Here is a 20,070-nt window from a genome sequence, read left to right on the forward strand (position 1 = left end):
CTTGGTCGATTGCTGTCTTACCGGGAGCCTCGTCCTACATGGACAGCGGCCTCCCGCACCGCCCGTGACCTGCACCGTCACGATGAAAATGGCTCAGTGATAGCGTCTGCGATCGATCTTTTGTGTTCCGAGACCGTACTGGCCGGCCAGGGTGGGGAAAGCCTCCTACCTCGGCCAGGACTCACCCACCACCGGGAGGAACCATGCCCGCACCGAACCGATGGCGCCGGCGCCGTCGCGTGAGTCTCGTGGCCGCAGGTGCCGCTCTGACGGCGCTGCTCGCCGCGGTCCCCATCACCCCAGCCGGGGCCGCACCCATCACCGCCGACGTCCCGCCGCAGGAACCCGGCGTCACCCTGCGCTCCTACGACATGGGAGCTCCGCTGTCGGCGCTGTGCAATCTCAAACCGGCACAGACACCGAACGTCGACAAGCTCATGCCGCAGATCAACTGGACCACCACCGACGAGTTCGGCCTCTCCGACCGGTTCATCAGCCACGTCATCGCCAACCTCGCCGCGCCCGTCGACGGCGAGTACACCTTCCGGCTCACCAGCGACGACGGGTCACGGCTGACGATCGGCGATCAGCGTGTCGTCGACCACGACGGGCTGCACGGCGAAACCTCCGAGGAAGGGTCGACCACCCTCAGCGCCGGCCTGCACCCATTGCGCATCGAGTTCTTCGATAACGGCGGCGGCCAGGTCCTGCGGCTCGAATGGCGCCGCCCGGGTGCGACCAACTTCGAGCTGGTACCGAACTCCGCGTTGAGCACCGACGCCGACGTCGTACGCGTCACCGCCCCGGGATGGAAGTACTGCGAGGGGGCGACCGACTCGGCCGGCGACGGCCTGCCGCTCGACCGGGTGCACCCGGGCTACACCCTCACCGACCTGCGCCCCGAAGGGCTCCAGCCGCAGGTCACCGGTATGGCGTTCCGGCCCGACGGCGCCCTGATGATGTCTACCTGGGGCGGCACCGACAACGCGACCGGCGAGATCTACGTTGTCGAGGGCGTCACCGGCCAGACCAGCCCCGAACAGGTGACCTACCGTAAGTTCGCGGACGGGCTACGGGAGCCCCAGGGCGTCGCGGTTGTCGACGGCACCGTCTACGTCAGCCAGAAGCACGAGCTGACCGCCCTGCGCGACACCGACGGCGACGGCCTCGCCGACGACCGCCGCACGGTGGCCACCTGGCCATGGGGCGGTAACTTCCATGAGTTCGCGTTCGGCCTGCTCTACCGGGACGGGTACTTCTACCTCAACCTGTCGGTCGCCATCGACCTGGGTGGCGCCACCACCGTGCCCCAGCCGGCGCCGAACCGCGGAACCTCGATCAAGGTGGACGCCAAGACCGGCGAAATCGCCTATGTCGCAGGAGGACTGCGCACCCCCAACGGGATCGGGTGGGGCCCCCGCGGGGAGGTCTTCGTCACCGACAACCAGGGCGGCTGGCTGCCCGCGTCCAAGCTGGTCCAGATCCAGCAGGGGGCGTTTTACAACCACTACACGACGCCCGCGGGTCCGTTCGACGACAAGGCCGTGACGCGTCCCATCGTCTGGATCCCACAGAACGAGATCGGCAACTCGCCGTCGACTCCGGTGCTGCTGAAGCAGGGCCCGTACGCGGGACAACTGGTCGTCGGCGACGTAACCTACGGCGGCCTGCAACGCGTGTTCCTCGAAAAGATCGAGGGGCAGTACCAGGGTGCGGTGTTCCGGCACACGCAGGGCCTGGAGGCCGGCGTCAACGAGGTCACCCTCGGCCCCGACGGCGCGCTCTACACCGGTGGCCTGGGTGCCGGCGGCAACTGGGGCCAGGAGGGCAAGCTCTCCTACGGCCTGCAGAAGCTCACGCCCAACGGCACCTCGGTCTTCGAGGTCAAGCAGATGCGCGCGTCGCGTGTCGGTTTCGAGCTGGAGTACACCGAGCCGCTGTCGGCCGAGACCGCGCAGGAACTCGCCGACGCGTACCAGGTGACGCAGTGGCGCTACGGCGCGACGAGCCAGTACGGCGGTCCGAAGCTCGAGCTGGAGACGCTCGAGGTGGCCAAGGCCGAGCTGTCGACCGACGGCCGCACCGTCAAGCTCAAGATCCCGGGCCTGAAGGAGAACCGCGTGGTGCACGTACGCTCCCCGCGTCCGTTCTCGTCCGCCGACGGCGAGGAGCTGTGGAACACCGAGGCCTGGTACACGCTCAACGAGATTCCGGGCCGGGTGGTGCAGCCGCAAACCTTCTTCGAGGCCGAGGAGGGCCGTACGGCCGGCGTCGGCATGGCGACCGACCACGCCGCCTACTCCGGTGCTGGCTTCGCCGCCGGGTTCGCCCAGGACGGCTCGTCGGCCACGATCTCCGTCGATGTCCGCGAGGCCGGGACGTACGACCTGGCGCTGCGCTACAGCAACGGCCCTAATCCGTACTCCGGCGAGAAGCAGCTGAGCCTCTACGTCAACGGAGAACGGGTCGAGCAAACGGTCTTCCCCTCCACCGTGACCTGGGACGAGTGGGGCACCGTCACGACCAACGCGCACTTGAACAAGGGTCGCAACGTGGTCGAATACCGCAAGGAGGCAGCGGACTCCGGGCATGTGAACCTGGACGTGCTCGCCGTCCGGCCGCACGGCAAACGCATCACGCTGTTCAATGGCGGCGAGCTCACCGAGTGGCAGCACACCGACGGGCGCGAACCCTCGTGGTCCGTCGCCGACGGCGCCATGACGGTGCGTAACGGGGACCTGCGCACGGTGGAGGCCTTCGGTGACTTCCGGCTGCACGTGGAGTTCAACCTGCCGCTGTATCCGCCGGACGTGACCGGCCAGGCGCGCGCCAACAGTGGGGTGTATCTGCAGGACCGCTACGAGATCCAGGTGTTGGACTCCTTCGGCATCGACCTGCCGCAGAAGAACGATGCCGCGGCCATCTACACCCAGAAGGCCCCCGACGTGAACGCGGCGCTGCCGCCGCAGAGCTGGCAAACGTACGACATCGTCTATCGGCAGGCCCGCTACGACGCATCTGGGCAGAAGGTCACCAACCCTCGCGTCACCGTGGTGTGGAACGGCGTCAGGGTGCACGACGACGTCGAGATCCTCGGCCCGACTGGCGGCAGCCGGCCCGAGGGCCCGGCGACGGGTGCCATCCGACTGCAGGATCACGGCAATCCGGTCCAGTACCGCAACATCTGGATCGAGCCGCTGGACCGGTAGTTTCGCCAGCGGTCAGAATGCGGACGGCCGGTACCGGTTCGCCGGCCCGGCCGTCCGCAGTACAGCCTCTGCCCCACTGAGCAGGGCACGAAGGTGCCGACTTGAGCGCCGTCCTCACCAGCGAGGGCTACTGCCGAGGTGGTCCAGGTGTGGACCTGTCGTCACGTCCCAGCGGTCGGATCCTGCCGCGCGAAACTCGGAGGACACCCGCGGTCGCCGACGGGAGGATGGCGGCATGACGATGCACGCCGACCAGCTCCACGTAGACGTGCAAACCGTCCGCCGGCTGGTCGAGGTGCAGTTCCCTCAATGGCGCGGACTGCCGGTCACCGAGCTGCGCACGCCCGGGACCGTGAACGCGATCTTCCGGATCGGCGACGACCTGGCCGCTCGCTTTCCGCTGGTCGGTCACGACCCGGCGCAGGCCCGCGCGTCGCTGGCGGCCGAGGCCGAGGCCGCGCGTGAACTGGCCGACGCCGCCTCCGTGCCCACCCCGGAGCCGGTGGCGATCGGGGAGCCGGGCGCGGGTTATCCTCTGCCGTGGAGCGTCCAGACCTGGCTGTCCGGGCACGACGCGACGGTCGAGGACGCCGCAGGGTCGAACGCGTTCGCCCATGACCTGGCCGAGCTCATCGCCGGGATGCGGGCCGACGACACCCGTGAGCGACGCTTCGACGGCGTCGGTCGCGGCGGGCACCTCCCGGACCACGACGAGTGGCTCGAGACATGCTTCCGGCAGAGCGAGGACCTGCTCGACGTACCCCTCCTTCGGCGGATCTGGGCGGAGCTTCGGACGCTGCCCGAGGTCGACGAGGATGCGATGTGCCACCGCGACCTCATCCCGCCCAACGTCCTCGTCGACGACGGCCGTCTCGTCGGCGTCCTGGACGGCGGCGGCTTCGGTCCGGCGGACCCGGCGCTCGACCTCGTGGCGGCCTGGCACCTCCTCGACGAGACCCAGCGCGGCATCCTCCGCCGGGAGCTCGGATGCGGCGACGTCCAATGGCGGCGCGGGATGGCCTGGGCGTTCCAGCAGGCGATGGGGCTGGTCTGGTACTACCTCGACTCCAACCCGACGATGAGCCGGTGGGGCAGGCGCACCCTGGACCGCATCGTCGATGCCTGGGCCACCCCGAGCGAGGACGATTCCCCTCCCAGAGTCTGACCGAGTTCGGTGAGTGTGAACGCACTCATCTGGCACCCTTCCGTGTCATCCATGAAGGAGCGCCGACTACGACGAACAGACCAGTCGTTTCTCCCGCTCGATGTCACATCCGCGGCCCGGCCGGTGTCTCCATGGCATGACGACCTACCAACCGGTCGGCACAGGAGGAGACATGGAGCACACGACCCGCATCCCCCCGGCCGAGATCACCGGCGTCAAGGGAGCGCTGATCAAGCGGATGATCGAGAAGAAACTGGGCAAGGTGCCGACGGCGGTGGGCGTCTACTGGCACAACCCCAAGGTGCTGTTCGCCAGCTCCGGCTTCGGTGGCAAGCTGCAGAAGTGGGACGCCTGCGACGAGGGCCTGAAGTCGTTCGCCCACATGGCGGTCGCGTCGCTGGTCGGCTGCACGTGGTGCCTGGACTTCAACTATTTCGAGACCCGCAACAAGGGGCTCGACGTGGAGAAGGCGCGTGAGATCCCGCGGTGGCGGGAGGCGGACGTCTTCACTCCGCTGGAGCGGGACGTCCTGGAGTACGCCGAGGCGATGAGCCAGACACCGCCGACCGTGACCGACGAGCTGGTGGACCGGCTGCACGCCGAGCTGGGACCTCCCGCCGTGGTCGAGCTCACCTCGGTGATCGCATTCGCGAACATGAGCACACGTGGCAACGTGGCGCTCGGCATCGAGTCCGACGGCTTCGCCGCCACGTGCGGCTTGAAGCCGCTGGCGGAGCGACCGGGAGTAGCGTCCGCGTCATGAGCGAGGACCCCTTCGTCGCCCACCGCAGCCTGCTGTTCACCGTCGCCTACGAGATGCTCGGCTCGGTCGCCGACGCCGAGGACGTGGTGCAGGAGACCTGGCTGCGGTGGGCAGCATTGGTCGACGCCGAGCGCTGCGAGGTCCGGGACTCCCGGGCGTACCTTGTGCGGATCGTGACCCGGCTCTGCCTCAACCGGCTGCGCACGCTCGCGCGGCAGCGCGAGGAGTACGTGGGCGAGTGGGTGCCCGAGCCCGTGCTGACAAGCCCGGATGTCGCCGAGGACGTCGAGCTTGCGGAGAGAGGGTCTATGGCCATGCTGGCGGTACTCGAGATGCTGCTACCGACGGAGCGCGCGGTCTTCGTGCTCCGCGAGGTCTTCGACGTGCCGTACGACGAGATCGCCGAGGCCCTGGACAAGTCGCCGGCGGCGGTGCGCCAGATCGCGACGCGGGCCCGCAAGCACGTGGCGGCGCGCCGGCCGCGGATGTCGGTGAGCCGCACCGAGCAGGAGCAGGTGGTCGAGCGGTTCCTCGCCGCCCTGACCACCGGCGACGTGCCCGGACTGCTCAAGGTGCTGGCTCCCGACGTGCTCGTGGTGGGCGACGGTGGCGGCCTGGCCCCGACCATCCCGAAGCCGGTCCGCGGGGCCGCGAAGCTCGCCCCCGTGATGGCCCGCTTCGCCGAGGTCGCGCCCGGCGTCAGGGCTTTCATCGTCGACATCAACGGCGGCATCGCGGCGCGCATCGACCCCGGCGGCGAGAACGACACAGCCGTGTCGTTCGTCATCGAGGATGGCCGGATCACCCAGATCTACGCGATCCGCAACCCGCAGAAGCTCGAGCGGCTGGGCGTGGTGGCCGAGCTTCGACGGTGAGTCGAGGCTACCGACGGCGGCGCTCGGCAGACGATCGCCCGCTCCGGCCGACGCGCGGGGTCGGCCGGAGCGGGCGAATCTGTGGGAGTTGTCAGTAGCGCAGGGCGCGGAGGTTTGCGTAGCTGTCGCAGGCGGACGAGACGCCGTCCGGGCGGGGGCTGTCGTTCTCGGTCAGGTAGTGGCCGACGCCGCTCATCTGGCTGTAGGCGAAGATGCGGGCGAAGTCGATGGTGCCCTCGCCCACGTCGGCGAAGGAGCCGTCGGCGGCCATGTCCTTGACGTGGAACAGCGAGAACCGGCCCGGGTACTGCTTGATCAGCTCCACCGGGTCGACGCCGACGCTGGCCGCCCAGTAGAGGTCGAGCTCCATCGCCACCAGGTTCGGGTCGGTCTCGCGGACCAGCACGTCGTAGCCGCGTACGCCGTTCTGGGCGGTGAACTCGAAGCCGTGGTTGTGGTACGCGACGGTGATGCCGGCCTGCTTGAGTGTGGCGCCGACGGTGTTGAGGGTCACGGCCAGCCTGGAGTAGTCGGCGAGGGTCCAGGAGCCCGATCCGGAGATGCGGACGTACTTCGCGCCGAACGCCTTGGCGTTGGCGATGACGCCGTCGAGGTTGTTCTGGAGGTCGCCGAGGCCGATCCCGATGGAGGGAACGGACAGTCCGGCGTCGGCCACCAGGGGCGCGAGCGCGGTGGCCGTCCTGCCGTAGAAGTTGTTGACCGCGCCCGAGGGTTCCGCGTTGCGGTAGCCGCAGGCGGCGAGCGCGCCGAGGGTGGCTTCGGGTGCGTTCGGCATGGTGGCCCGAACCGTGTAGAGGACGAGGCCGATGCGGTCGTCGGGTAGCGCGCGGGTCCCCGATGCCGGCCGCGGTGTGCCGATCTCGGAGCGGGCTGCCGCTCGTACGATGCGCGCGCTCTCCTGCGGTGTGATGACGTTGTCTTGCCGGAGCGTGTTGGTCAGGCCGCTGACCGTGCTCACGAAGCTGCCGTGGTCGGCGAACGGGGCCTTCGCCCAGACGGTGTCCAGGATGGTGCACCCGTTGCCGAGGTCGCGGTTGGGTACGCCTGAGTCGGCGCCGGCACGGCCGAAGAAGACCGTGGACGAGGTGGTGTAGCCCCACGGGCAGAGGTCGGCGGCGACTTGTTCCGCGGCGGACGTGTCGGGTTCGACGGCCGACGCCGGAGTCGCGGTGAGCGGCAGGAGTGTCGCTGCGAGCAACACGGCGAGGTGACGGGCTCGCGGTCGAGGGTGGGACGGGCGGGCAGAGCTGGATTTCATCGATTGTCTCCCGGAAGTCGGAGGGGCAGGTGGTCAGACCACCGAGTGCGGCGCCACGGATGGCGGTTGCTGGAGGCTGTCGGGGCCGCGCCGGGTCACCGGTGGCGGGGCGGCGTTCCGCCCCGCCACCCGTGACGCTCAGCTCACCGTCACGACCACGATCGAGGACGTCGTCGCCCCGACGCTGTCGGTGACGGTCAGTCGTGCCGTGTACGTGCCTCGGCGGGCGTACGTGTGACTGGCCGACGCCCCGTGCACGACGGCTGAGTTGTCGCCGAAGTCCCACGTGTGATCCGTGATGGTGCGCCCAGCCGCCGGCGAGGCTGTCCCGGTGAACGCGACCGCCAGCGGCGCGGTGCCGGTGGTGGGTGTGGCCGAGGCCGAAACGGTGGCGTCGGTCTGTTCGCGTACCCCGGCGCCGTTGAAACGCAGCCAGTCCAGCGCCATCAGGTCGGGGGTGCCACCGGTCTGGTTCGGGTTGAGGAAGACGAGGTGGAGGGTGGTCGTGCGGCCCGGGTCGGTCAGCTCGACGGTGGGCGAGACGACGTTGTCCCAGCCGCCGGTGCCGCCGATGGTGGCCCGGCCGAGGAGCTGGCCGGTGGGGGAGTCGGCCCTGATCTCGATGTCGCCGCCGCTGCTGCCCGAGGCGACTCCGAAGGAGACCGAGTCGATGTTGCGGAGGTTGACCGGGCCGAAATTGATCCACTCGCCGTTGTCGATGTCGCCGATGCGCTTGCCGGCGCTCGCTGTCGCCCGGTCGAGGACCTGGATGCCGCTCTGGCCGTCGAAGTGCTCGGCCTCCTTGCTCTTGGTCTGCAGCTCGGACCGGGTCGAGCCGACCAGTGTCGGTGCCCCGTTCGCCCCGCCGTCGGTGTACTGGGCGGAGAGCAGCGTGTAGAGGTTCTGTCCCGGGCCGTGCCCGTCGCCGCCGTTGCTCTCGGTCATTGCCACCCCGGTGCAGCCGACGTAGTTGTCCAGCGGGTGGGCGTGTGAGTCGTGGCCGAGCTGGGTCTGCACGACCACCTTGGCGCAGTCGATGGTGCTCTCCTCCGGGTCGGTGACCGTCACCGTGTACGGGATGTGGTCACCGAAGTCGAAGAAGGCCCCGTCGGGGACGCTGAGGATCACCGTCGGGCGCGTGTTGCCGGCCGTGATCTCCTGTACGGCGACGCCGGTCTGCCCGTTGGTGGCGGTGACGGTGAGCCGGGCGGTGAAGCGCCCCGGTGTGCTGTAGGTGTGGCTGGGGTTGGCGGCGGTGGAGTCGACGCTGCCGTTGCCGTCGAAGTCCCAGGCGTATTGGATCGCGGTGCCGTCCGGCCCGCTGGAGCTGGCGCTGGAGAAGGCGACGGTCAGTGGCGCCGGGCCGCTGTCCTTGTCGACGGCCAGCTTGGCCACCGGCGGCCGGCTGTTGGCGACGTAGTCGATGCGGTAGATGCCGGCGCCCTCGTTGCTGCCGCCGCGACCGCTGCCGCTGCCCTCGCCGAAGTCGATGACGTAGAGGGAGCCGTCCGGCCCGAACTCCGCCTCGAACGGTTGGATCCACGACATGTCGCCGAGGATCCCGTTGATGGACTGCAGGTCACCGGCGTTGGTGGGGCCGAAGCGGGGATCGCTGAAGGTCTGGGCGGTGTCGTGGATCGACAGCGTCTTGAACCACCTGCGGGTCAGCTCGTAGACGATCCACTTGCCCTCGTAGTACTGGGGGAACTTGGTCAGCCGCTTGTTGGACGGGTCGTAGTCGTAGACGGGTCCGCTCATGGGGCCGCCGCCGCCCGTGCCCAGCTCCGGGAACTGCGGGGAGGCCGAGTAGGCGTACGAGACCAGGGCCGGCCGGGTTGCCGGGAGGTTGGTCAGGCCGGTGTTGTTGGGGGAGTCGTTGACCGGCGCGGCGCAGTCGAACGTCGGCCCCGAGGTGCCGGTGGCGAAGTCGTAGTCGTTGAACGGGATGTTGTCGCCGATGCAGTAGGGCCAGCCGTAGTTGCCGGCGCTGGTGATCCGGTTGAACTCGACCGTGCCCTCCGGCCCGCGGGCCGGGTTGGCGGACCGGGCGTCCGGGCCGTAGTCGGCGACGAGCAGCGCGTGGCTCTTGGAGTCGACGGTGATGCGGAACGGGTTGCGCATACCCATCGCATAGATCTCGGGCTTGGTACGGGCCGTGCCCGGGGCGAACAGGTTGCCGTCGGGAATGGCGTACTTGCCGTTGGGCAGGGGCTTGATCCGCAGGATCTTGCCGCGCAGGTCGTTGGTGTTGCCGGCCGTGCCCTGGGCGTCGTACGCGCGCCGGCCGGTCCGCTCGTCGATCGGGGTGAAGCCGCTGGACTCGAAGGGGTCGGTGTTGTCACCGATCGCGGCGTACAGGTTGCCCTGCTGGTCCATCGTCACCGAGCCACCCATGTGCGAGTTGGCGCGCGCCTCACCGCGCCAGGTCGGGATCGTGACCAGGCGCTTTTCCGAGGCGAGGCTGACGCTGTCGCCGTCGACGGTGAAGCGGGACAGGTTCAGCTGCTTCTCCACCCGGTCGGACCAGAGCAGATAGAGCCAGTTGTTGTCGGCGAAGTGTCGGTCCAGGGTCATGCCGAGCAGGCCGTCGGACTGATTGGTCTGCGCCGGCGTGTAGGCGAAGTCCAGCAGGGTGGTGACCGTGAGGGTGTCCTGGTTGATGACCTTCAGCGCGCCGGTGCGCTCGATGTAGAAGACCCGGCGGTCGGGCGCCACCGCCAGTTCGAACGGGTCGGAGAGGTCCTGGTTGACCAGGGGGATCCGCTCGAAGTTGGTGGTTCTGGTGGCGCCGCAGTCACCGGGGGCGGCGCCAGCGGCCCACTTGATGCCGCCCAGCAGGTGCGCGAGGAACGCCGGCTCCTGGAACGACGAGGAGCTGTGCCCGCCAGCGGTGAACCAGGAGCGCCCGCCGTCGTAGTTCTGGCACCACGAGTAGGCATGGTCGGTGCCCTCGTCGAGCCCGGGAATGCCGTCGCGCACCTTGATCTGGGCGAGCGTGTGGACCTTGCCGGTGGGGTTGGTCCGCCAGTTGTACCACTCCTCGCTGCGCTCCCAGAGCTCCGGCAGGTCCTTCGTGGACGGGTGCGCGCGGTCGAGGACCTTGATCCGGCCCGGGAAGGTGCCGCCCGTGGCGGAGAAGTCCGGGTGCTGGTCGAAGATGGTCCCGACCAGCCCCTCGTACCAGGACCAGTTCCGCTCGCTCGCCGACGCGGCGTGCAGGCCGACCCAGCCGCCACCGTTACGGATGAACCGCTGCAGCGCGGCCCGCTGGTCGGCGTCGAGGAGGTCGCCGGACGCCGGGGTGGAATTGGTGTTGTTGAACACGAGAGCGTCGAAGCGGGCGAGGTTGGCATCGGTGAACGCGCCCGCGTCGGCGGTCGCCTCGACAGCGAAACCCTGTTGGTCGCCGAGCTGCCGGATGGCGGCGACGCCGGCGGGGATGGAGTCGTGGTAGAAGTTCGTGACCTTGGAGAAGACCAGCACCCGGACATTGGCGTCGGTCGCGGATTCGGCGGCGGTCGCCGCGGTGCTCGGCAACAGGAGTGTGACGGCCGCGAGCAGGGCGAACAGTAGCGTGCGTTGGCGTCTCATACACGCGCTCCTTGGCGAGGGTCGGTGGTGAGAAAGCGCTTTCCTCGTGCCTTGAACCCTACGAGGTCAATTTCGATGGGTCAATATTTCGACGGCGCCCGCAGTCGGCGTTGGCGCATTTCTTGCTGCCGTTTCATGGCATGCCGATAACCACTCTCCTCGCCAAGAGTGAGTGGTTGTCGCGGTCAGTTTCGATATCAGTTATAAATGCTGGTCGGGCACCAGAGCCGAGATTTCCGGCCGCCAGCCCTGGTGCCCGTCAGCACTCCCGTCGGCGGTTCCTCAGAACCGCAGCTTGCGCAGGTAGCGGTAGCCGATCTCGGCCGTCTGCTGCGGTGTCACGTCGGGCGTGTCGTTCTCGACGATGTATTCCAGGACCGAGTGCTCGCGGAAGATCCGGGCGAAGTCCACGGTCCCGGCACCGAGGTCGGCCATGTCGCCGGTGGTGGCGTCCCGGTCCTTGACGTGGTATTGCAGGACGCGCTGCGGCGCGGAGCGGATGACGTCGAGGGTGAAGCCCTCGGGGTCCGCGACGCCGTCGCCGGAGTTGATGCCGCCGGTGACCGCCCAGTAGAGGTCGACCTCCAGGTGCACGAGTGTCGGGTCGAGTTCGGCGGTCAGCACATCCCATGGCCGCTTGCCGCCGCCGAGGTCGATGGTGAACTCGTGGGCGTGGTTGTGGTAGCCGTAGCGCAGGCCGGCTGCCCGCGCCGCAGCGGCCTCGACGTTCATCTGCTCCGCCCAGCGTTTCCAGTCGTCCGTGCTTTCGGAGTACAGGTACGGCACCACCATGAACTGCTGGCCCAGGGTGACCGCGTTCTGGACCTTCTGCTCCAGCTCTGCGGCAGTACCGCTGATCCCGTCGTGGCTGGAGCTGGCCCTGATGCCGATGCCGTCCAGGAACTGGCGCAGCTGGGCGGCGGTCCGATCGAAGTAGCCGAGCGCCAGCTCCACGCGCGGATATCCGATTCGGGCCAGGTGGGTGAGGGTGGCGTCGTAGCCGGGCGCACCCCACAGGGCGTCGCGCACGGTCCACAGCTGGATGCTGATCAGACCCGGGGGTACGTGGTGCCGTCCGGTCCGGTGGGCGGTGGCCGACGCGGCCGTCGCGCCGAGGCCGGACGAGGCGAGCCCGACGCCGACGGCGGCCAGCGTGCCGCGCAGCAGGCTGCGCCGGTCGACGGAGCGCCGCAGCGCGGCCATCCCGTCATGTCCGTAACACATGGTCTCTCCTTCTCGAACGTTATGCGCTGGGGACGAGGACGACCTCGTCGGTGTCGGTCAGGGACGGCAGGCCGTCACCGCCGGGGTCGGTGTAGGACGCGACGAACACCCCGGTCAGGTGATCGGTCTCCGGGTCGTGACCGGACGGCACCGTCGTCAGGATCGAGCCGGTGCAGCCGTTCGCGGTGGTTTGCGGGTGCCCGTGGGTGTCGTGGCCGAGGATGTACGTGACGCTGACCCGGGAGCAGTCCACCGGCTGGTCGTCGGTCACCCGTACCTCGAACTGCACGGTGTCGCCGAAGGCGAAGGGCTGGCCCGCGACCGGCTTGGCGAGCTCCACCACCGGCGGGGCGTTACCGACCACTACCCGCACCGACGCGGCGGCCGAGAGCCCACCCGGGTCGGTCACCCGCAGGCTGGCGTTGTAGAGCCCGTTGTCCCGGTACGTGAACGTCGGGTTCGCCGCGCGCGAGTCGACCTTGCCGTCGTTGTCGAAGTCCCACGCATACTTCAGCCGGTCGCCGTCGGAGTCCGTGGTGCCGTCGCTGGAGAACGTGACGGTCAGCGGCGCGAGCCCGGCGGTGGGCGTGGCCGAGACCTGCGGCGCCGGAGTGTGGTTGCCCGTCCAGCCCGTGTAGTCGATCCGGGCCAGCTGCGCGTCCGGGTTCTCACTGAAGTAGCCGTCGCCGTACTCCAGCACGTAGAGCGCCCCGTCCGGACCGAACTCCAGGTCCATCGGGTTGTCGAACGTGATCGACGGCAGCACCGGCTCGATTTCGGTCAGGTCGCCGCCGGCGTCCAGCCGCAGGCCCTTCACGTAGTCGCGGGTCCACTCGGCCAGGAGCGGGACGCCGTCGTAGTAGGCCGGCCACGCCACCGGCGCGTGTCCCTGCGTCCCCGGCGGGCTGAACTGGTACGCCGGCCCGGCCATCGGGCCGATGCCGCCGGTGCCCAGCTCGGGGAACTGCGCCGACTGGCCGTAGGTGTACCACACCTGCGGCTGCGCCACCGGCGGCAGTTCCCGCAGGCCGGTGTTGTGCGGCGACTCGTTGACCGGCGCGGAGCAGTTGAACGGCGCCCCGGACACGCCCGTCGCGAAGTCGTAGTCGGTGTACGGCAGCGCCGCGGTGGCGCAGTAGGGCCACCCGTAGTTGCCGGCCTCGCGGGCGGCGAGCCACTTGCCGTGCCCGGCCGGCCCGCGCAGCGGGTCCGCCTGGCGGGCGTCCGGCGAGTAGTCGGCGACGTACAGGTCGCCGGTCTCGCGGTTCAGCTCGATCCGGAACGGGTTGCGCAGACCCATCAGGTAGATCTCCGGACGGGTGCCGGCCGTGCCCTGCGGGAACAGGTTCCCGTCCGGGATGCGGTACCCGCCGTTGGCGCCGACCTTGATGCGCAGGATCTTGCCGCGCAGGTCGTTGGTGTTGGCCGAGGTGCGCTGCGCGTCGTATGCCGGGTTTCGGCCCAGGCGCTCGTGCAGCGGCGCGTAGCCACCGGACTCAAAGGGGTTGGTGTCGTCGCCGGTGGACAGGTACAGATTGCCCTCGGCGTCGAAGCCGATGTCGCCGCCGACGTGGCAGCAGATGCCCCGGTCGACCGGTACGTCGAGGATCTGCTGCTCGGTGGTGAGGTCCAGCTTGTCCTTGACCAGCCGGAACCGGGACAGCCGCAGGGCGCCCTTGAACTTCGCGAAGTCCGCGGCGGTGCCCCAGGCCGGTGCGTCGCCCTCGTTGACGTTCGGCGTCGACGGGTCGTCGATCGGGGTGTTCATGGGCGGGGAGTAGTACAGGTAGACCCAGTTGTTGCCGGCCTTGCCGAAGTTCGGGTCGATCGCGACGTTCTGCAGGCCCTCCTCGTCGTGCCGGTAGACGTCCAGGGTCGCGGCGATGGTGTTGCGGCCGGTGTCCGGGTCGTGCAGCCGGACCTCACCGGCGCGGGTCACGTGCAGCACCCGGCGGTCGGGCAGCACCGCGAGGTCCATCGGCTCGCCCGGGTTGTCGTTGAGGGTCACCTTCTGGAAGTCGCTCTCGGGCGGCGGGCTGGTCGGCGCGGCCGTCGCGACGGTGGGCGTAGCGACGAGCGCGATGGTCGTCAGACCCGCTACTGCGAGCGCGAGTCGTCTATTCATCTGCCTCTCCTTGCTCGGGACTGGTCGGGGCAGGTCGAGGAAGCCAACAACTCCTTGATGGACCTGTGCGGGCATGGCTGAGTCGCCCCTTCGCGACGCACGCCGCCACCGCGGCGTCGAGCAGGTTGCCGACGGCCTCATGGCTGCGTGGTCGGGAACGGGCGGAGGACAGGGGTAGGGGACAGGTGCGGTCAGATTTCGGCCGACAGCCAGGGCTGCCAACCTCGCGGTTTACCGCGACGAAACACCATCGACCTGGCCGACGCTACAAAAGACATGTAGACGTGTCCATGGCTTTCCTTCGATTCAACCGTACTTTCGTCCGAGACGGACGAAAGTAGCTCGTCGTGCCCGGTTGCCGATGGAGTCGGCATGCACTGCCATGTGTGAGCGCCTCAAGAGCGGCAGAGGTTCGGCCTTCGCCAACCTCGAACTCGAACTTCGGCGAACCGCCGACCGGCCCTGAGCGTCCCTCCACGTCTGGTGGAACATCGTCGCCCACCTGACCGAACCCACCCTCGCTTCGACGGCGCCATCGCGAGTGTCGGCGCCGCCATAGGCAGAACCAGGATGATCGTCATCAGGCGCAACTCTCCAACCACCCCAGCCGCAACCACCACAACAGCCATGATCAACCCGGTCACGTGACATTGATGCTCTTGACGCGATCCAGATAGCAGCGTTAACATCATCGCAACATTGTTAGCGCTAACAGCCTCCCAGTCGCTGACCCCCGCTGGACGACACCGAGCCGATGGCGTGCGCGCTGGAAGCCCAATTGGTCGAGCGGACCAAGCTTTCTCCACCCTTCGTGATCACCTTCGAAGGATGCCTCACACTCAGCAATTAACCACGCCAGGCGATTATCCCGAAAATCGGCACTTCTCCCGTTGTTAGCGCTAATGCCGCCCAGACGGAAGGTGGGACCTAGTGGTTATTGAGAGGACTGCCGGCAATCGACGCCGAAGTTTAGCGGCTATTGGTCTTGCTCTCGCGGTAGGAGTGGGGGTGGGTCAACTGACACCGATCGTGTCGGCCTCGGCCGAGAAGCCCGCCCCGCCGGCGCCGCGGGGCGTCGGACCTCAAACCCCGTCCGCCAAGGTGCCGCTGGCCGGTGTCGACATGGCACAGACGTATGTGAACCCGATCAATCTGCCCGGGATGGCCGTGCGCAACATCGTAGGGACGATGCCGCCTACGGACACGAATGTCGCAAACACATCGCAAATCCCGGCCAGCTTGAACCTGGAGACGTGGACGGCAGCGTCCGGGCGGACTCTCGCGAGCCGATCCGGCGTCGGTTTCACCAGGATTTCGGAGAACTCTGCCCGGACCGGGGCGGACTGGTCCGCGCTGAACGTCGACGGGACCATCTATCTTTACGCATCCGGTGCTATGCAGAATGCACCGAACAACAACCGCACTGTCTGGTCCACTACCGACTACCTTACGTGGACGCCCCATCAGATGAACCTGGGCCTAGTCGCACCAACCGTCGTGCAGCTCGGCGACAAGTTCTACATGGCCGGCAACAACACACCGGTCTACCAAGCTGACTCGCCCACCGGGCCGTGGACCAGCATGGGGAATTTCCTGCGCCCGACCGGCCAGACCCTGAGCGTCGGCGACGTGCAGTTCTTCCTCGACACGGACGGCCGGCTGTACTTGACGTACAACATCGGCTCGCCGATCATGGGCGCCGAACTCGACCCGAACAATCCTCGGCAGCTCATCAGCGACCCGGTCGTGGTCTGGACTTTTGACCCGCGCCAGGAGTGGCAGCACATCGGTGACAACAAGGCGACCTACACGCACGGGTACGTGGAGGGTTCGCAGCTGTTCAAGGTGGGGGACACGTACTATCTCTCCGTCGCGTCCGGTGGCACGGAGTTCACCACGTACGCGACCGGCGTGATGACGTCGGACAAACCGCTTTCCGGGTTCGAAGTCACTCAGCAGAACCCGATCGGCTACGGAAACAACCACCCAAGCGCGGTATACCCGAACGCCGGGCACGGCAGCTTCGTACTCGACAAGTCCGGCAACCTGGTGTTCTTCTACACCTATGTCATCGCGTACGAGGAGTTCTTCGAGCGACGACTGGGAATGGACATCTGCAACGTGATTCCCGCCGGTCCGCAGCAGGGAACAATCGATTGCGAGCTGTCCAACACGCCGCAACTGGCCCCTGGGAAGAAGATCTCGGGCAGGGACGACGTCGGACTCTACAATGTGGCCACCAACAGCCAGGCGTACTGGGCAAGCAGCTATGCGCCCGGGCGCAACCCGTACTACGGAGGAGACCGATCCCTATCCACCTGGTGGGAGCCGGCTGACAGCGATACCGCGCCCACGTACATCAGGGGCTTCGGGACCGTCTTCCACATCTCCGCCGCGCAGATCCAGTGGAAGGAACTCGGGCGCACGTTCACCAAGGACAACGCGGTTCGGTACACGCTGGAGTACAGGGACATCCCCACCAACACGTGGCGGCCCCTGGTCGACAGGAGTACGAACTCCACCGCGTACACGGCTGACTACGTCACTTTCGACCGGGTGTTGACGAACGCGGTCAGGCTGAAGGTCCTGGGTACGACCGAGACCGTCAAGGTCGGAGTTCACGAACTCAACGTGTTCGGGGAGAACTACAATCTGGTCGTCGAGAAGGGCATGATCACACCCTAGTCCGGTTGCTGAGCAGTGCAGTAAGGGGCGGGCGAGATCATTGGATCTCGCCCGCCCCTTCGTGTGGCGCACCTCAGCGCGCCTGGGGGTGCCTACGCAGGCTTCCGCACCGTCAACTTCTGGTAGTTGGCGGCGTGGGGCTGGTAGGTCGGGTTGCCGGAGTAGGCAACGTGTACCGGGTGGGCCCCGGGCTGCAGATCGGCGGTCTGCAGTTCGATGACGGCCTTACCGTTCGCCAGTGGCACGACCTGCACCTTGCCGCCGAAGGTGACGGTAACCTCGCCGGTCGGAATCGGAGCGTGCGGCTTGGGCCCGACCGCCGGGCCAACACTCACGTTCAATCGGAACGTGTCCCCGCGGACAACCGACGCCGGCGCGGCTTTCGCCTGGACCTTGACGGCGGCCGGGCCGGAGGGCACCTCGAACGACGCCGTACCTTCCGACGCCTTCAGGTAGTCGAAGCCGAGGTACTCGGCCTTGACCGTCCGGGCACCCGCGGGCAGACCCGTCGGCAGCGTGACGGTGGCCGCGCCGTCGCTCAGGTGGGCGAGCTTCGACCACGAACCGATGCTGAACCGCACCTGACCGCCGGTCTCGAACCCGTCAGCTGCCGTGACTGTTACGGTGGCCCTGCTCGTCTGGGCCCCGCTCGGGTACGGCTCGACAGCCACCGCGGTGGTGGTCGTGACGTCACTGTTCGGGATGCCGCGGATGTCGTTCCACTCACGGACGGTCAGCGGGATCACGGTGCCGTGACGCGGACGGACGACACCCGCGTTGGTCATCGTGATCGCCTTGGCGTTCCAGGTCGGAGCCTCGATGTTCTCGTGGCACGCGGCCTGGTATCCCCCACCGTTGGTGTACCGGTCGCCCCAGAGGTAGAACTGGCCGGGGCAGGAGGTGTCACCGGGGTTGGCCTTGAAGATGACCGGTCCCTCGTACCCCTGGTTGGCGACCCATGTCGTGCGCCCCAGAGCCGGCGCGACCATCGTCCAGTTGTTGATGTTGCTGTCCAGGAAGTCGGTGTGCTTCTCCGAGAAGATGTCCGAGCCCTGGTTGCCGGCCTCGTTCTTGGTCACCCGGTAGTAGTAGTCACCGACCCGGATCGCGGTCGTGTCGATCCGGGACAGCGGGGCCGGGTTCTGCCAGACCTGGGGAGCGGAGAACGTCTGAAAGTCTCGCGTTGTGGCATACCACATCTGCGCGTTGCCCTGACCGGTGCGGTTCACGGGGTCGTTCCACAGCGACTGGGCCCAGAACACAACGTAGGCGCCGAGCTCCTCGTCCCACAGCGACTCTGGTGCGAAGGCGTTGCCCGCGTTGTCGGGCGCGACCTTCACGTGCCGCTGAGGGGTCCAGTTCACCAGATCGTGTGATTCGAACACCTCGATGTACTGGGTGTCGTTGATGGCGTATCCGCCCTGGTCGTACCAGTTCAAGTCGGTGGCGATCATGTAGAACGTGTCGCCGTCGGGGGAGCGGACGATGTGCGGGTCACGGAGCCCCTGGTCGCCCAGTTGGGAAATGAGTGACGGTCGACCTCCGGTCAGACCGGTCCAGTCCAGAGCGGTGTTCCCGTTGGATGTGGCGAACATGATCTGCTCGCCGTCGGCGATTCCCTCGCCCTTGAAGTACCCCATGAAGTACCGCTCGTACTCCTCGGAACGTGGCATGGCGGTGATGGTCACCGGGAACGACTTCTTCCGCGAAGCCGTACCCTTGGTGATGGTCGCCGTCAGGGTGGCGGCAACATCCTTATGGCCGAAGGCCGGGCGGGTTACCTCACCCGTCGGGGTGACGAGGCCGGTGGTCGACCGCCAGGTGATCGTGGCTCCGAACTCGCCCTTGGTGGCGAGGTCGAGGTTTCCGCGTACGTCGGCGGCGCCCTTCAGGGTCAGGTCGAAGGCGTCCCGGTCGGCCGCCTGCGCGTCGTCGAACTCGGCCTTCACCACGACGGGGATCTCCCGGGTGGTGACCTCCTGAGCGCCCTTGCGGACAGTCGCCGTGAGCGTGGCTGTCGCGTTGGGCTGCCCCTGGGCGGGCCGGGTGATTCTGCCGGTCACCGCGACCTTGCGTGCGCTGGCGAGGGCTGGCGGGGTGTTGACCTCGACGACGGACGGGTCCGAACTCGTCCAGGTGATGGCCGAGCCCGCCACGGAGCCCACCTTGGGCAGGACGAGGTCGCGTACGACCGCACTCGTGCGGCCGAGGTCGATGGCTGCGGCGTCGGCGCGAACGCCGTCGGAGACGGTCTTCTTTGCCAGAGCGAGCGTCTCGTCGAGACTCACTGCCCGGTCGTACACGCGGAAGTCCCGGATCGTTCCGCGGAACGAGTAGTGGACCGACGTCTGCGAGCGACCGAGGAAGTTGCAGTTGGTCCCCGCAGCGTTCACCGACGGCGCCGTGGTCAGGTTCGTCGAGGTCGCGTGCGGCACGCCGTCGAGGTAGAGGCTGCCGGTCCAGCTCGTTCCGTCCGAGTTCAGTGACTGAGTGTAGGTGACATGGGTCCACGCTCCCTCGCGCATGCGGACGCGGTTCTGTTGGAGGTTCGCCGGACCCACCGCGACGCGGAACCGTTGAGTGTTCGACGCGAAGATGGAGCCTTGGGCGCCGGTGTCGACGTCGCACGAGCCGGACTTGCGGCCAAGACTCCACATCTGGTGCTCGCCGACGTTCGCCGGGTCGACCCACACGTCATAGTCGACGGTGAGGTTGGACATGCCGGCGGTCATGTCGTTCGGCAGCGCGACGTATGCACCGTCGAGGGCGCTCTCGTAGGAGTCGGGGTTGAACCTGACCCCTTCGCCGGTCAAGGCCGCCTTCTCGGGATTCACGAGCGTAGCGTTCGCCGTCGCGCCCGCGCTACCCGAGTTGACCAACGTCGTCCCACTGGTCTCGTCGAGGGCGAAGTGGTGCACCAGACCGTCGGTGAGCCGATCCTCGTCAGCGTGCGCGGGCGTCGCCGCGAATGAGACCGAAAGAAGCGCACCCAGTGCCAGGACCGCGACACCTCTAACCTGCCGAGTCAGCCCGAGACGTGGCCTTCGCTGTCGCAGTCTCAATTGATCCTCCTTGACAGGGTGCGGTTGTTTCTAAAGTGGACCAGACGTGTTAACGCTAACTACGGGGTGCTGTCGGGTCAACGCAGCGCGTT

Annotated in this window: 10 protein-coding genes; 5 read left to right on the forward strand and 5 right to left on the reverse strand. The window is 67.8% G+C overall.

From position 1 onward, the window contains the following. Positions 1-248: 248 nt before the first annotated feature. The 4 genes from ABZU74_RS17880 to ABZU74_RS17895 all read left to right on the forward strand — a co-directional run bounded on the left by ABZU74_RS17880 (position 249) and on the right by ABZU74_RS17895 (position 6,012). Positions 249-3,209, forward strand: coding sequence for a family 16 glycoside hydrolase (locus ABZU74_RS17880; protein ID WP_355424668.1), 2,961 nt, complete (start codon positions 249-251; stop codon positions 3,207-3,209). 235 nt (positions 3,210-3,444) lie between these two features. Continuing rightward, positions 3,445-4,374, forward strand: a complete 930-nt coding sequence (locus ABZU74_RS17885) for a phosphotransferase (protein WP_355424671.1) — start codon at positions 3,445-3,447, stop codon at positions 4,372-4,374. Between the two features lie 172 nt (positions 4,375-4,546). Continuing rightward, entirely contained in the window at positions 4,547-5,137 is a 591-nt protein-coding gene (locus tag ABZU74_RS17890) for a carboxymuconolactone decarboxylase family protein (RefSeq protein WP_355424674.1), read from the forward strand. Continuing rightward, positions 5,134-6,012: an RNA polymerase sigma-70 factor gene (locus ABZU74_RS17895; protein ID WP_355424677.1), complete on the forward strand. Its 879-nt coding sequence runs from the start codon at positions 5,134-5,136 to the stop codon at positions 6,010-6,012. Before ABZU74_RS17890 ends, ABZU74_RS17895 begins: the two co-directional genes overlap by 4 nt. 91 nt (positions 6,013-6,103) lie before the next feature. Here the strand turns inward: ABZU74_RS17895 and ABZU74_RS17900 are convergent, their stop codons facing one another. The 4 genes from ABZU74_RS17900 to ABZU74_RS17915 all read right to left on the reverse strand — a co-directional run bounded on the left by ABZU74_RS17900 (position 6,104) and on the right by ABZU74_RS17915 (position 14,231). Further along, positions 6,104-7,231, reverse strand: coding sequence for a sugar phosphate isomerase/epimerase (locus ABZU74_RS17900; protein WP_355424679.1), 1,128 nt, complete (start codon positions 7,229-7,231; stop codon positions 6,104-6,106). Between the two features lie 198 nt (positions 7,232-7,429). Continuing rightward, complete coding sequence (locus ABZU74_RS17905) at positions 7,430-10,882, reverse strand: ThuA domain-containing protein (protein WP_355424681.1); 3,453 nt, start codon at positions 10,880-10,882, stop codon at positions 7,430-7,432. A gap of 282 nt (positions 10,883-11,164) precedes the next feature. Continuing rightward, positions 11,165-12,106, reverse strand: a complete 942-nt coding sequence (locus tag ABZU74_RS17910; RefSeq protein WP_355424684.1) for a sugar phosphate isomerase/epimerase — start codon at positions 12,104-12,106, stop codon at positions 11,165-11,167. Positions 12,107-12,125: 19 nt separating this feature from the next. Then, entirely contained in the window at positions 12,126-14,231 is a 2,106-nt protein-coding gene (locus tag ABZU74_RS17915; RefSeq protein ID WP_355424687.1) for a PQQ-dependent sugar dehydrogenase, read from the reverse strand. A gap of 1,008 nt (positions 14,232-15,239) precedes the next feature. Between ABZU74_RS17915 and ABZU74_RS17920 the strand changes: the two genes are divergently transcribed. Continuing rightward, complete coding sequence (locus ABZU74_RS17920; RefSeq protein ID WP_355424691.1) at positions 15,240-16,916, forward strand: family 43 glycosylhydrolase; 1,677 nt, start codon at positions 15,240-15,242, stop codon at positions 16,914-16,916. Between the two features lie 92 nt (positions 16,917-17,008). On the opposite strand, the gene ABZU74_RS17925 is transcribed toward ABZU74_RS17920, so the two are convergent. After that, on the reverse strand, positions 17,009-19,750 hold the full coding sequence (locus ABZU74_RS17925) for an immunoglobulin-like domain-containing protein (RefSeq protein ID WP_355424694.1): 2,742 nt from the start codon (positions 19,748-19,750) through the stop codon (positions 17,009-17,011). Positions 19,751-20,070 lie beyond the last annotated feature (320 nt).

Source organism: Micromonospora sp. NPDC005171, from assembly GCF_040608575.1.
Taxonomy (GTDB): domain Bacteria; phylum Actinomycetota; class Actinomycetes; order Mycobacteriales; family Micromonosporaceae; genus Micromonospora.